General features: G+C 60.2%; 15 protein-coding genes. 3 read left to right on the top strand and 12 right to left on the bottom strand.

Annotated features, from left to right (window positions below):
* Positions 1-537: hypothetical protein (locus WC683_17670; protein MFA4974438.1), on the top strand; the 537-nt coding region annotated here is incomplete at its 5' end.
* An 8-nt stretch (positions 538-545) separates the two neighbouring features.
* Here WC683_17670 and WC683_17665 read toward each other — a convergent pair.
* The 5 genes from WC683_17665 to pal form a co-directional block, all read right to left on the bottom strand.
* Positions 546-1,010, bottom strand: a complete 465-nt coding sequence (locus tag WC683_17665; protein MFA4974437.1) for a YbhB/YbcL family Raf kinase inhibitor-like protein — start codon at positions 1,008-1,010, stop codon at positions 546-548.
* 112 nt (positions 1,011-1,122) lie between these two features.
* Complete coding sequence (gene rsmA, locus WC683_17660) at positions 1,123-1,956, bottom strand: 16S rRNA (adenine(1518)-N(6)/adenine(1519)-N(6))-dimethyltransferase RsmA (GenBank protein MFA4974436.1); 834 nt, start codon at positions 1,954-1,956, stop codon at positions 1,123-1,125.
* 4 nt (positions 1,957-1,960) lie between these two features.
* The gene (tsaD, locus tag WC683_17655) at positions 1,961-2,974 is read right to left on the bottom strand and encodes a tRNA (adenosine(37)-N6)-threonylcarbamoyltransferase complex transferase subunit TsaD (protein ID MFA4974435.1); all 1,014 of its coding nucleotides are present in this window, start codon (positions 2,972-2,974) and stop codon (positions 1,961-1,963) included.
* Positions 2,975-2,978: 4 nt separating this feature from the next.
* A complete protein-coding gene (gene ybgF, locus WC683_17650; protein ID MFA4974434.1) occupies positions 2,979-3,842 on the bottom strand; it encodes a tol-pal system protein YbgF in 864 nt (287 codons plus the stop codon).
* Between the two features lie 111 nt (positions 3,843-3,953).
* Positions 3,954-4,376 (bottom strand): peptidoglycan-associated lipoprotein Pal, encoded by a 423-nt coding sequence (gene pal, locus WC683_17645; GenBank protein ID MFA4974433.1) that lies wholly within the window; start codon positions 4,374-4,376, stop codon positions 3,954-3,956.
* A gap of 218 nt (positions 4,377-4,594) precedes the next feature.
* On the opposite strand from pal, the gene WC683_17640 reads away from it, so the two are divergent.
* Positions 4,595-4,987 (top strand): hypothetical protein, encoded by a 393-nt coding sequence (locus WC683_17640; GenBank protein ID MFA4974432.1) that lies wholly within the window; start codon positions 4,595-4,597, stop codon positions 4,985-4,987.
* The gene (locus WC683_17635; protein MFA4974431.1) at positions 4,984-5,298 is read left to right on the top strand and encodes a PilZ domain-containing protein; all 315 of its coding nucleotides are present in this window, start codon (positions 4,984-4,986) and stop codon (positions 5,296-5,298) included. The genes WC683_17640 and WC683_17635 overlap by 4 nt, the downstream gene beginning before the upstream one ends.
* Here the strand turns inward: WC683_17635 and WC683_17630 are convergent.
* The 7 genes from WC683_17630 to WC683_17600 form a co-directional block, all read right to left on the bottom strand.
* The gene (locus tag WC683_17630; protein MFA4974430.1) at positions 5,295-6,038 is read right to left on the bottom strand and encodes a hypothetical protein; all 744 of its coding nucleotides are present in this window, start codon (positions 6,036-6,038) and stop codon (positions 5,295-5,297) included. The genes WC683_17635 and WC683_17630 overlap by 4 nt on opposite strands.
* Positions 6,035-6,484 (bottom strand): polyhydroxyalkanoate synthesis regulator DNA-binding domain-containing protein, encoded by a 450-nt coding sequence (locus WC683_17625; protein ID MFA4974429.1) that lies wholly within the window; start codon positions 6,482-6,484, stop codon positions 6,035-6,037. Before WC683_17625 ends, WC683_17630 begins: the two co-directional genes overlap by 4 nt.
* On the bottom strand, positions 6,457-6,870 hold the full coding sequence (locus tag WC683_17620; GenBank protein MFA4974428.1) for a hypothetical protein: 414 nt from the start codon (positions 6,868-6,870) through the stop codon (positions 6,457-6,459). The genes WC683_17625 and WC683_17620 overlap by 28 nt, the downstream gene beginning before the upstream one ends.
* Positions 6,854-6,991, bottom strand: a complete 138-nt coding sequence (locus WC683_17615; protein ID MFA4974427.1) for a hypothetical protein — start codon at positions 6,989-6,991, stop codon at positions 6,854-6,856. The genes WC683_17620 and WC683_17615 overlap by 17 nt, the downstream gene beginning before the upstream one ends.
* 98 nt (positions 6,992-7,089) lie before the next feature.
* Positions 7,090-7,533 carry a hypothetical protein gene (locus tag WC683_17610; protein ID MFA4974426.1) on the bottom strand — a complete coding sequence of 148 codons (444 nt, stop codon included), beginning with the start codon at positions 7,531-7,533 and terminating at the stop codon, positions 7,090-7,092.
* Complete coding sequence (locus tag WC683_17605; GenBank protein ID MFA4974425.1) at positions 7,530-9,395, bottom strand: alkaline phosphatase family protein; 1,866 nt, start codon at positions 9,393-9,395, stop codon at positions 7,530-7,532. The genes WC683_17610 and WC683_17605 overlap by 4 nt, the downstream gene beginning before the upstream one ends.
* A 34-nt stretch (positions 9,396-9,429) precedes the next feature.
* On the bottom strand, positions 9,430-9,721 hold a 292-nt coding region (locus WC683_17600; protein ID MFA4974424.1), incomplete at its 5' end, for a hypothetical protein.

Raw genomic sequence — 9,721 nt, 5'->3', positions numbered from 1 at the left:
ATCGCGAACAGGAGCGTTACGCCTGTGATCCAGTTCGTGAAGCTGGGCATCCATGCGGACGGCTTCGACGCGACCAGCTTCACCAAGGATCAGGCCGGAACTCAGCCTGCAACGGACGAGGCCGGCTGGATCATGACCGAACAGGAGGGCGAGAGCGGGATATACTCGGTCTGGCTGCAGAACATGCCGCCCGACCAGGGCATAGATGTGGAGGGCATCCTCAAGGTGCTCAACACCGTGGACCCGCTTGCGGATCCTCTCTTCGAGTCGATCGTGCCGTTCGGCACGGTCAGCAAACCGTGCGACACGGCCGATGACTGCGACGAAGGCGAGTGCGTGGACGGCTATTGCTCCGGCGCGGACTTCGAGGAGATACTCGAAGGCTCGCAACTCCCGGGCGGGCTCCCTGAAACCGCCGGTGCGCCCGAAGTGATTCCGGCAGGCGGGTCGATCGAGGGTGCGCCCGAGCTGCCCGGTCTTCTTGACCGATTGAAGGGAGGCGGAGGAGGATGCTCCTGCGCGATGTGCGCGCGGTAGAGAAAGGGCTATCTCTTTCTTTCGTATTTTCCCATCAGCTGCGCCTCGGCGAGGATGTGGCCTTTCATCGCTGACTCGAGATTCGCCTTGGTGGCGGTGGCCGGAAGGTTGAGTTCCGAGTCCAGTGCGTAGAGCTTGAAGAAGTAGCGGTGCGTGCCCGATGGTGGGCAGGGGCCGCCGTACCCCGCCTTGCGGAAGTCGCTGAGCCCCTGTTTCGTGCCGTCGGCCAGCGCCGCGTTCTTCCCTATCCCTTCCTTGAGAGAGGCGGCTGCGGCAGGGATGTTCCAAATCACCCAGTGCACCCACGTGCCTGCGGGCGCGTCAGGGTCGTCCGCGATCAGCGCGAAGCTCTTGGCGCCCGACGGCGCGCCGCTCCACGTCAGCGGCGGGGATATGTCGGCGCCGTCGCAGGTGTACTTGGAAGGTATCGCGCTGTTCTGTGTGAATGCGGTGCTGGTGAGTTGCATTGCCATTGCGTCCCCTCCTGTCGCGATCGAAACGAAGACTGTTATGATCGCGAAAAGAAAAAATCGGTTCGATCTATTCATGGCGATCCCCCATCATCCGGGCCGGATAATTCCATATTCAAAAGGATCGCGCCAGCCTCTTGTAATTTTCCACCGGGATCTGCTCGGGCCTGGCTTTCGGGTCTATGCCCGCATCCAGGAGCTTCTCCTCAATCTCGGCCGCAGACGCCCCCGATCCTTCGGCGCCCAGCAGCGCGTTTTTGATGGTCTTCCTGCGCTTTCCAAATGCCTGTCTTACGGTCTTCTCGAGGCCTGAGAGCTCCTCCGCAGCCAGCCCGTCTTTCTCGGGGAAATCTATCCTGATCACAGAGGAGACCACCTCCGGTCTGGGCGCGAAACTGGCAGCGGAGATGTCGAAAAGTTTTTCGACAGCCGCCTGCGCCTGCATCATCACCGACAGCCTGCCGTATTCCTTTCCGCCCGGTTTGGCCGCGATCCTCTCCGCGACCTCGCGCTGCAGCATCACGACCGCGGAAGAGATCCGCGCCTTGTTCTTAAGCATCCAGAAGAGGATGGGGGTGGATATGTTGTACGGCAGATTGCCTGCGACCTTGATCCTCTGGTCCGCGGTCGCATATAGGGCCGGATCGAATTCAAGGATGTCGGCCTCTACGACCTCGACGTTCGCAAGGTCGGCGAGTTCCTCCCTGCAGATCGCGACCATCCTCTCGTCTCTCTCAACCGCGATCACGCGCCTTGCGCGCCCCGCTATCCTGCGCGTCATCACGCCGAGTCCGGGACCGATCTCTAGCACGGTGTCGTCCGATGACAGGTCGAGGCATCGCACGACCTTGTCGATGGTCGGACCGGCTACGAGGAAGTGCTGGCCGAGCCGTTTCTTCGGCCTTATCGAATATTTCTTGAGCAGCGCATGTACGGAGGGATCTGGCATCGGTCTACACGCCGATCTCCATGTTCGCCGCGGCGTTGAGCGAGAGGTCGCTCGAGATGCCGGCCGAAAGTTTTTTTTCGCCGACAAAGGCGATCATCGCGGCGTTGTCGGTGCAGAGGTCGTGCGGCGGTATGTGGTGGGTGATCCCCTCCTCGTCGCAGCGGGCTGCGAAGAGCTCGCGCAGCCTGCGGTTAGCGGCCACGCCGCCCGACAGGACGGCGGATCCGGCGCCGTATCGGCGGGAGGCATCTATCACGCGTTCGACGAGGAAACGGGCCACTGCGTCCTGGAATGAGGCGGCCATATCCGCCACGAACCGGCTGCTCACCTTTCCACGGGCCGCCTCATCCCTGTGCTTCAGGAGGCAGGCGGTCTTGATGCCGGAGAATGAGAAGTCCAGGGAATCGTCCTTCGAGAATTTCGGTTTTGTGAAGCGGAAGGCCTTGGGGTTTCCCTTCTCCGCGGCGCGTTCTATCGCAGGGCCTCCCGGATATCCGAGTCCCAGGAGCTTGGCCACTTTGTCGAAGGCCTCCCCTGCAGCGTCGTCGCGTGTGGCGCCGAGCAGCTTCAGGTCGAATCGGTCGCGCACCAGATAGAGGCTCGTGTGCCCGCCTGATACCACGATGCCCAGGTGAGGGGTCGGGATCTCTCCGTATTCGATCGCCGCCGCGTTCAGGTGCCCCTCCAGGTGGTTGACGCCTACGAAGGGGAGGGAGCGCGAATACGCTATGGACTTCGCGGCCATCAGGCCCACGAGCAGCGAGCCCACGAGGCCCGGCGCGTAAGTGGCGGCGACTCCGTCTATGTCGTCGAGGGTGAGGTCGGCTTCGTCGAGCGCCCCGCGGATCAGCGGCACGATGTTCTCCATGTGACGCCTTGACGCGAGTTCCGGCACGACGCCGCCGTACCTTGCGTGCACGTCGTGCTGCGTTGCGACGAGGGTGGACAAAATCCTGCCGTCGCTCACCACCGCGGCGGCGGTCTCGTCGCAAGAGCTCTCGATTCCGAGTATCCTCATCTGATCAAAAATCGCCCGGATGGGGTTTTGAGGCCTTGGTCTTCTCCGGCGCCAGGTCGATAGGGGGCGTTCTCTGTCCTTGAATCTGCTGCTCCAGGGTGCGCGCGGGGTAGGAGTCCATGCCGCCGCCGGTCGGTGCGGCAGCAGCCTCCGACTTTCGTTTCTCCATCCTCTTGATTCGCTCTTTTGCCTGAGCTGCCGAGGCGCTCGCCGGGTACGAGGCCAGCACCTTGTCGTAGAAGGCCCTAGCCTCTTCGTACATGCCGAGCGTGTAGAAAGAGTTGCCCTGTTTGAGTATCGCCTCCGGCACCTTTTCGTTGCGGTCGTACTTCTCGACGAAGGCCTGGAATTCCTTGACCGAGCGCCTGTGGTCGCCGGCGGAGTAATAACACTCGGCGATCCAGAACGTGGCGTTGGGAACGAAGTTGCTCTTGGGGTACTTCTGTATGAAGGAGCTGAAGGTCGAGGCGGCCTCTAGATAATTGGCTGAAGCGGCCAGGTCCAGGGCCTTCTGGTACATCTCCCCTTCGTCGGCTACGTCAGGAGCGAGCTTGGAGAGCGCCTTGGACAGCTGCGTCGAGAAGACGGCCATCCTGTCTTCCATGGCCTGGAGCCTGTTCTCCAGCGACTGGATCTGCTTGGCGATCTCGTCCGTGCGCGAGCTGATATAGAACTTGTTCGCGTCCAGGCCTCCCTTGAGGGTCGCGAACTCATCCTGTATCGCGCTGAGCCTGGCGACTGCCGACGCGACTTCCTGGTCGTTGGCGAGCCTGGTGTTCTGCATGGTGGAGACCTTGTGCTCGAGCGCTGTCACCCTGTCATCGACCTTTGCTGCGCCTGCGTCGAGGGAAAGAACCGTCAGTGCCATCAGGACTGATAAAACCGTAAGCCGCTTCATGGGTTCACCTCTCAAAAACACAGCGCGCCTCCCGCGAGAAGCGCGCTGTGCACATTAATATGATTTACACCGTAGCGACGCTTACTTTGCAACGAATTCGTCGCGGCGGTTCTGCCACCAGCAGCTCTCGTTGCTCTGTGTGCAGAGCGGGCGTTCCTCGCCGTAGCTGACGGTCGAGAGCCTGCTGTCGGAGATGCCGAGGTTCGTCAGATATTTCTTCGCGGACTTCGCGCGGCGATCGCCGAGAGCGATATTGTACTCGTTGGATCCGCGCTCGTCGCAGTTGCCCTCGATGGTGACGTTCGTCTTCTCGTGAGCGCGCATCCACTGGGCGTTGTCCTTGAGGACCGGCTCATACTCGGCCTTTATGTTCGACCTGTCGAAGTCGAAGTGAATCCTCTGGAGCCCGCCTTTCTTCGCAACAGGTTTCTTCTGGTTCTGGGCGCAACCTGCGACCAATGCGGCGCATGCGATCGCGACCAACACGACGGTAAATCTCTTCATAATTTCCCCCTCCTTAAAAAGGTTAAATTCGTGATATCTTTAAAAAAAGAACGTCCAACTTCGCCAAAAGTTAGGTTATGCCCCCCCAAAAGTCAAGTGGCCATTGATTATTTATAGAATCGCCCCTCATCTTATAAGACGGACGCCGTGTGGACAAGGGCTGGCGCGCTATAGCCGCCGGCCTTGTCAGGCCTTGCGGGCTGGGCTATATGGCGCGCATGTCCAGGACCCCTGTAGTCCTCATAGCGGACCGCTCGTACCTGGCGGCCAATATATACCGGCTTCTGCTCGCCCCGTTGGGGGTCACGATTCTGATCAGGCCGCGCTGTTCCGACGCCTTGGCCCATGTGAAGGCCGGCGCCGGAGTTGACCTTCTGGTCGTGAACACCAACTCGATGGGCAACGCAGCCGGCGATCTGATCGAGGCGCTCTCTTCTGATCGGAGGGCGGCGAAGATCAGGAAGATGATAATCTCAGGAGATTCAAAGGCCGAGGAGCGGATCTGCGCAAGGTTGAGAAAAGCGCCGAGGACGACTTTTGTGGAGAGGCCGTTTCTTCCAGGGGATCTGTTGAAGGCGGTCGAACGCAGGCTTGCGGAGGCGGCGCGATGAACGGACAGCCCCAGGAAAAGAGGCTGCACCCGCGCAAGGCCTGTCACGCCAAGGTCGTGTTTGAAGACGAGTTCGGCGACGGTATCTTCTATGTCCGCGCCAAGGACTTGAGCCTGGGAGGGCTCTTCCTCGAGTCCGACATCCCGGTCCGCGTCGGCACGATGCTTTTTCTCTCCTTCGCGTTGCCGGGAAAGAAGCGTCCTGTGAGGGTTACCGGCGAAGTGGTGCGGGCGGCCGGCCAGGGGGTGGGCATCAGGTTCGTGGGGCTTCCGGAGAAGGCGCGCGCGGCAATCGAGAGGTTTCTCGGCTAATTCTCTTCTATCTCCAGGTCTCCTGCGTCCTGCCAAGGGTAGAAGTCGCCCTTGACCGGCGTCCAAAAGGGCCTTCCTGCCCTGCGCCAGAGGTCGATCGCGAGCCCTGTCTCGAAGGGTTGGCCCGAGGCCACTATCACCAGCGCGTTGTTCTCGCGCACGTCCTTGGGCCAGGCCTCTCCCCAGTGCATCTCGAAGTGTCGCCAGCTGTGCTTGCGCAGTTCCTTGCGCAAATCGTTGACGTAGTGGTAGCAGTGCCCCTTTTTGCGCTTGCCCTTGTTGACCTCCCAGTTCCTGATCAGGGCGCTGATGGGGATCCGATATTCCTGCGACATGTCGTAGGTGCGCTGCACCGTGACCTTTGCGAACTTATCCGCCTCCGCTTTTACTGCGGGATTTTCCCTCTGCGGATGCATGGCCAGAAGCTTTGTCTTGAGGTCCATCACCCAGCCCCAGAATTCGTACTCGTCCTTGATCTCCCGGTATTTCCGGGTCGCCTCGATCTGTGCGGGCGTGAGCCTCTTCTTGTAGTCTTTGCGGTGGCTCTCGACTTCGCCGATGGGGAGCTCATCCCTGATCGAGGCTATGATCGCGTCGTATTCCTTGAATGTCTCGTCCGCAGCGACTTGATACTGTGCGTCGCTGATCTTGTAGGCAGGGAGCAGATACGCCTCTGCCGCCCTCGAGGGCGGCAGGATGACGGCGAGTGCTATTATAATGATGGGGACTGCGCGCTTCATCTTTTGCGTCTCTGCTGATCCGCGAGTTTCTTTTCGATCGCGGCCATTCGCCTCTTGAGCGCCTCGACCTCGTCCTTGACGGCCGGCAGCTCGCTGATGCTGTTGACCGCCGGGATTACCTTGTCGTCCACAAACTCGCGGACCTTGCCGAATTCCTTGGCGCCGTTAGTGACCAGCTCGCGCAGCGCCTCGCCGCCGCCCTGGATGATCTGGCGGAAGGTGGAGAGCGGCAGAACGTTGGTCTTCCGCTTTTGCTCCTCGAAGATGATCTGGGCCAGCGTCACCGAGGTCATGTCCTCTTTCGTGGTGTTGTCCAGTATCTGGACCTCTTCGCCGGCCTTTATCATCTCGCCGATATCCTCGAGCGTGACGTAGCAGGAGTCAGAGGTGTCGTAGAGCTTCCTGTTCTGGTAGCGCTTTATGATCTTCGGATGTTTTTGCGACATGGCTGCCTCCTTTTTGCCGCCTTCCCCTTCTTGCCCTGCTGTTTCTTTTCCCGTCTCTTTCTTTCCTGTCCCTGTTCCTCCTGCTCCTTCATCTCGCGGCCGATCGCGTCGAAGACCTGTCCCGCCACTCCCCGGGCCGCGCCCGGTATGCGGGAGGCGCTGATGAGCCCCTTCGACAGCTCGTCCGCGACGTCCATCGCTTTTGAGAAGAACTGCATGAGCTGAGACCTGGACTCAGGCGAGGAAGAGGCCTTCGCGTAATCTTTGCAGAGCGACAGGGCGCCCTGCGCGGCGAGCAGAAGCTCCCGGCCCGCGGCCAGCACGTGCTCTTTGGTCTCGTCGATGTCAGGGGGCCTTCGAGCGCCTCTGTCAGAGGTCCTTTTCATTGCGCTTCCTCCTGAAGATGTGGTTGTACTCCCTGCCCAGCACTATGCAGGCCAGTATGAAGAGCGAAAGGATGAGTTCCTTTGTCCCGAAGCCCGCCATGAATTCCGTGAGAGTCGGCATGCGCGTCTCCTATCAATCTGCGTCAAATCTGTCCAGTCCCTCAATCGTATAATTATTATATATCAATATGTTATGAAAATAAATAGTCTTGATGCGCCCTATTTTGCGTCATCAGCAGCGAATCGGCCGCTCGAGTAGTGGTTGACCGGAGTCCGGTCGCGGTCGCGCAGATGGAATGTGATGAGGATGACGTTGACGTGCGCCACCACCGCGAGAGCTGCGACGAGGATGACAAGCGGAGCGATCGACGGCAGCAGGGAGAGCCAAAGGCCCATGAGCGCCATCGCGTAACCGGTGGGGACCATCGCCTTCTTGAACTGCAGCTCTATGCCCGAGTACCTGGGCGCATCCTTGTACCAGCGGACGCCGGCGCAGAAGCGAATGAACGCGTAGAGAAACGCCGTCGCCGCGATCAGCGCGTATTCGAAAGGGCCTGCGCCTCGGAGGATGAGCCTCGCTGCGCCGAAGAGCAGGAGGATTACGCCCGCTACCTCGGCCGCGATCACGGCCTTGCTGAACCTGTTGAAGAGAAGGCTTATCATCTGGCCAAATCCTCCATCCTTTCGAGGGCGCCCCTTGCCCAGGCGAGCGTCCGCTCCACTATCGCCGCGTGATCCTCCGCGTAAGCGCCCTTCGCATAGGAGTTCTTCATATCATCGAGCAGCGCGCCGAGTTTGTCGACCAGGATCTTTCGCTTTGCAGCCTCTTTTCTCGCCAGGGATTTGACGGAAGGTCCGATCTTCACCCGTTTTCCGTGATCCAACGCCTGCTCCGCCTCCGCGAGTCTTTCCATGCCGGTCTTTTCTTGACTGCGTTTTGCAAAAGGGTTTGTTCCGTCGTAGTTGCCTTCAGGGACCTTGAGTCCGAACCACTCGAGCATGAGTGGGTAGATGTCCGTGGGTCTTGCGGCGCCGAAGCGGCCCTTGGGGACATTGGGTCCTGCAATCATCAGGGGCACGCGCATGTCGCCCTCGATTATGCCGCCGTGGTTTCCCATCTTCACTTTGCGGAAGCCGTAGCGGCCTTTGGTGGTGACGAAGATGTCGCCGGCCCTGCCGTCGTGGAATATCTGCGACAGTCCTATCACCGCGTCGGGATATCTCTCCCCTGCGGATGCGTCCCTCCAGACGAGCGAGGAGTGCGGTTTGCCGTCTGTGAGCCGCGTGAGTTTGGGGCTCTTAGAATATCCGAGGGGATCGCCCCCCTTCGTCCCATAGCTGCAGTAGTCCGTGCCGTCCAGCGTGTAGCATGCGATGTCGGCGAAGCCGCCTTGGCTGTCGAAGACGCGGGCCTTTCTGTCGCCTGCGCGCACCGCGATCAGTTCGACCGCCGCAAGGCTGCGAAGCAATTCTATGAGGTCTATCTCGGCGCCGTCTTTTCCGCGCAGATGCCTCGGGATATCCGGGTCGACGATCGGCTCGAAGCCGCCCTCGTGTCTCACGTACATGTGCGACGAGGCCACTCCGCGGCTGGCCGCGTAGACATCATACCAGCCCTTGTGCGTCTTCGGGGACCTGATTTTCACGCCCGCGTCGGAGAGCGCCTTGTTGAGATTGAAGAGCTCGCCTGTATCGTGCATGCCGTGGTCTGCAGTGATTATGATGTAGGTCTTGTCCGCGATCCCGCGTTCATCGAGGAGCTTCATGAAGTCGCGCAGGAAGACGTCGAACTGCGTAAGCACTGCCTGCACATCCTCGCTCTGCGGCCCGTGCTTGTGGCCCATGATGTCAGAGGAATACAGGCCGACCATAGCGTAGCGGGGGATCTTTTCCGTCGGGCCGCCGAAGAGTTCCATGACGCGCTTCATGGCGAGCACGTCCACGTTCTCCACGTCATCCGAGACATAGGTGGACCACAGTGCACTGATCGGCGCCTTCGCAGGATATCGGTTCGCGGCTCCGCGCGAGAACGAAGAGTAGATAACCTCTGTCGGATATCCGTCGAGCATCTCGTAAATCGTAGTCGGCGGCTGTATATCAACCACCTCCGGATTCGTGATCGCTCTGAGGTTGATGAGGTCGCTGTTGATCTTGTCGAAGCCGGAGACGGTCAGGTAGCCGATCACATCCTCTGTCTCTCGATCCATCCTCTCCAGGTGTGGAATCCCGGAGTGTCCGGGCAGAAGGCCCGTGACATAGGCCTGATATACCGTGGTTGAGGTGGTCGGGAAAAGGGAGAGCCCGTGCGTGAAGACCGCGCCCTGGTCATAAAACATCTTCTTCACCGTGGGCATCTTGCCCTCGTCCACGGCCCGCTCGAACGCTTTGAGATTAGTGCCGTCGACTACAAAGTGGATCGTATAGACGTCGTTGATGGTGGCGCGGAGATTCGGTCTCTCTGCCCGGGCGTACGAAGCCAGCGCGATGAGCGCCAGCGCTGCAAGCGCTGCGAATTTTTTGCTCATGAGTGAGAGAGCTGTAGCATCAGGAAAGGCCCAGTCAATCGCGCTTGAGCGCGGCGCGCGCGTTATCCTTGTACGCCTCCTCAAAAAACTCCAGGCAGCGCTCGTCCGAGTTCGCTATGCGATGCTCGATCATCGCATCCACGATGGAGTCGGTCCGCATCGACATCCCTTTTTCCCTGGCCAGCGTTTTCTTCAGCTCCCCGATTTTGCGCTTCAATGCCCCCTCGCCCGCGAAGGTCGTTTCCTCGAAGGGCGTGCACGGCTTGGGCACGAAGGGCGTGACCGTGAGGTCGATCGCGGTGGAGCGCTGCGAGCGCGGGGCTTTG

The sequence above is a fragment of the bacterium genome, from assembly GCA_041648665.1.
GTDB lineage: Bacteria > UBA10199 > UBA10199 > 2-02-FULL-44-16 > JAAZCA01 > JAFGMW01.
This window is presented reverse-complemented; position numbering and strand designations above follow the sequence as displayed.

What these genes read in the sequence shown, in the direction of transcription:
- WC683_17615 (MFA4974427.1), bottom strand. Translation starts at nt 6,991, where the DNA reads ATGCCGACTCTCACGGAATTCATGGCGGGCTTCGGGACAAAGGAACTC.
- pal (MFA4974433.1), bottom strand. Translation starts at nt 4,376, where the DNA reads ATGAAGAGATTTACCGTCGTGTTGGTCGCGATCGCATGCGCCGCATTG.
- tsaD (MFA4974435.1), bottom strand. Translation starts at nt 2,974, where the DNA reads ATGAGGATACTCGGAATCGAGAGCTCTTGCGACGAGACCGCCGCCGCG.
- WC683_17625 (MFA4974429.1), bottom strand. Translation starts at nt 6,484, where the DNA reads ATGTCGCAAAAACATCCGAAGATCATAAAGCGCTACCAGAACAGGAAG.
- WC683_17630 (MFA4974430.1), bottom strand. Translation starts at nt 6,038, where the DNA reads ATGAAGCGCGCAGTCCCCATCATTATAATAGCACTCGCCGTCATCCTG.
- WC683_17665 (MFA4974437.1), bottom strand. Translation starts at nt 1,010, where the DNA reads ATGGCAATGCAACTCACCAGCACCGCATTCACACAGAACAGCGCGATA.
- ybgF (MFA4974434.1), bottom strand. Translation starts at nt 3,842, where the DNA reads ATGGCACTGACGGTTCTTTCCCTCGACGCAGGCGCAGCAAAGGTCGAT.
- WC683_17610 (MFA4974426.1), bottom strand. Translation starts at nt 7,533, where the DNA reads ATGATAAGCCTTCTCTTCAACAGGTTCAGCAAGGCCGTGATCGCGGCC.
- WC683_17635 (MFA4974431.1), top strand. Translation starts at nt 4,984, where the DNA reads ATGAACGGACAGCCCCAGGAAAAGAGGCTGCACCCGCGCAAGGCCTGT.
- rsmA (MFA4974436.1), bottom strand. Translation starts at nt 1,956, where the DNA reads ATGCCAGATCCCTCCGTACATGCGCTGCTCAAGAAATATTCGATAAGG.
- WC683_17620 (MFA4974428.1), bottom strand. Translation starts at nt 6,870, where the DNA reads ATGAAAAGGACCTCTGACAGAGGCGCTCGAAGGCCCCCTGACATCGAC.
- WC683_17605 (MFA4974425.1), bottom strand. Translation starts at nt 9,395, where the DNA reads ATGAGCAAAAAATTCGCAGCGCTTGCAGCGCTGGCGCTCATCGCGCTG.
- WC683_17640 (MFA4974432.1), top strand. Translation starts at nt 4,595, where the DNA reads ATGTCCAGGACCCCTGTAGTCCTCATAGCGGACCGCTCGTACCTGGCG.